Genomic DNA, 1,573 nt, shown 5'->3' with positions numbered 1-1,573 from the left:
CTCCTCGAACGACAGGGCATCGAGATCCGGCGATCGTCGCTGTTCCTCGAAGGCTTTGGCCATTCCGGTCAAGCCGAGTGCGATCAGCCGTTCATTGGTGGGATGCGTGAGCATTGAGATCTCCCTGGTTCAGTGGAAATAGCCCTGACCGCGGATGTTGCCGTGGCGCAGGGGTTGGTGATCGGGCGTCTCGTCGAGGAAAGCGCGATCAAGGCCGTTCTTGAGAATCGAACGGATCGAGGCGACGGAGCGTGNGATGCGTGAGCATTGAGATCTCCCTGGTTCAGTGGAAATAGCCCTGACCGCGGATGTTGCCGTGGCGCAGGGGTTGGTGATCGGGCGTCTCGTCGAGGAAAGCGCGATCAAGGCCGTTCTTGAGAATCGAACGGATCGAGGCGACGGAGCGTGCCTTGATGAGGATGGCGCGTTGGCAGGCTGCATCGACGCGCGCTTTGTCGTAGCTCCTGGCCAGCGACAGAATGCCGAGGCAGGTGCGAAAGCCTTGCTCGGGATGAGGCCGGGCAGCGATGACGGCTTGAAAGAAGGCGGCGGTGGAGGGACCGATCTTCTCGCCGGCCGCGATCATTCCTCCCGGCGTCCACTTGCCATAGCGACGGTGCGCGCTCGGCATGTGATCGGCAATCGTCGTGTGGCCGCGCCGGTTGGGCGCACGAGCGTGGCTCGCGATCCTCTGACCCTTATGGAAGATCTCGACCGTCTTGTCGGCGATGCGCGCATCGACGAGTTCACGGATCAGGCGGTAAGGGGTGGAATACCAGTGCCCGTCGATCTCGACATGATAGTCGGGCGCGACGCGGCAACGCTTCCAGCGCGCAAAGACGTAGGGCTGGTCCGGCAGTTCTCCCAGCTTGAGCTTGTCGATCTCGGCGAAGAGTCCGACACGGCTGGAGCCGAAGCCGCGCATCTGGCGGGCGTTGAGTTCGACGACGAGCACGCGGATGGCGGCGTTCAGCTCCGCCAGGGTAAAGAACCGGTGATTGCGCAGGCGCGCCAGTATCCAGCGCTGCGCGATCTGGACGGCGACCTCGACCTTCGCCTTGTCCTTCGGGCGTCTCGGCCGCGCCGCGAGGATCGCTGTGCCGTAATGGCTCGCCATCTCGGCGTAGGTTCGGTTGAGGCCGGGATCGTAGCGATCGGGATTGGTGACGGCGGCCTTGAGATTGTCGCAGACCACGAACTTCGGCACGCCGCCCAGAAAGCTGAACAGGTTCGTGTGCACGCCGATCCAGTCGGGCAGGCTCTCGCTCGGGCAAGCCTCGGCATAGGTGTAGTTCGAAGCCCCCATCGCCGCGACGAACAGCTTCATGGCGTGCGCTTCGCCGGTGACGGGATCGAAGATGTCGATGGTGTCGCCGGCGAAATCGACGAACACCTTCTCGCCGCCCATGTGCGTCTGACGCATTGTCGGGCGCGCGCGTCCTTTCCAGGCCTCAAAGGTCGTGCAAAACCACGTATAGCCAAAGCCGTCGGGATTGGCGGCGCGATACTCTTCCCACAAGAGCACGCGCGTCACGCCGCGTCGGCGCAACTCCTTCTCCACATAAATCCAGTC

General features: G+C 63.2%; 1 protein-coding gene. It reads right to left on the bottom strand.

Going from position 1 to position 1,573, the window contains the following annotated elements; genetic code table 11:
• Nucleotides 1-283 precede the first annotated feature (283 nt).
• The coding region (gene istA / locus VQ045_RS21650; protein WP_331831597.1) for an IS21 family transposase at nt 284-1,573 on the bottom strand (1,290 nt) is incomplete at its 5' end.

It is taken from the genome of Aurantimonas sp. E1-2-R+4 (assembly GCF_036549515.1).
Lineage (GTDB): Bacteria > Pseudomonadota > Alphaproteobacteria > Rhizobiales > Rhizobiaceae > Aurantimonas > Aurantimonas coralicida_A.
Note: the sequence above shows the minus strand (reverse complement) of the source record. Positions and strands in the feature narration are given on the sequence as shown.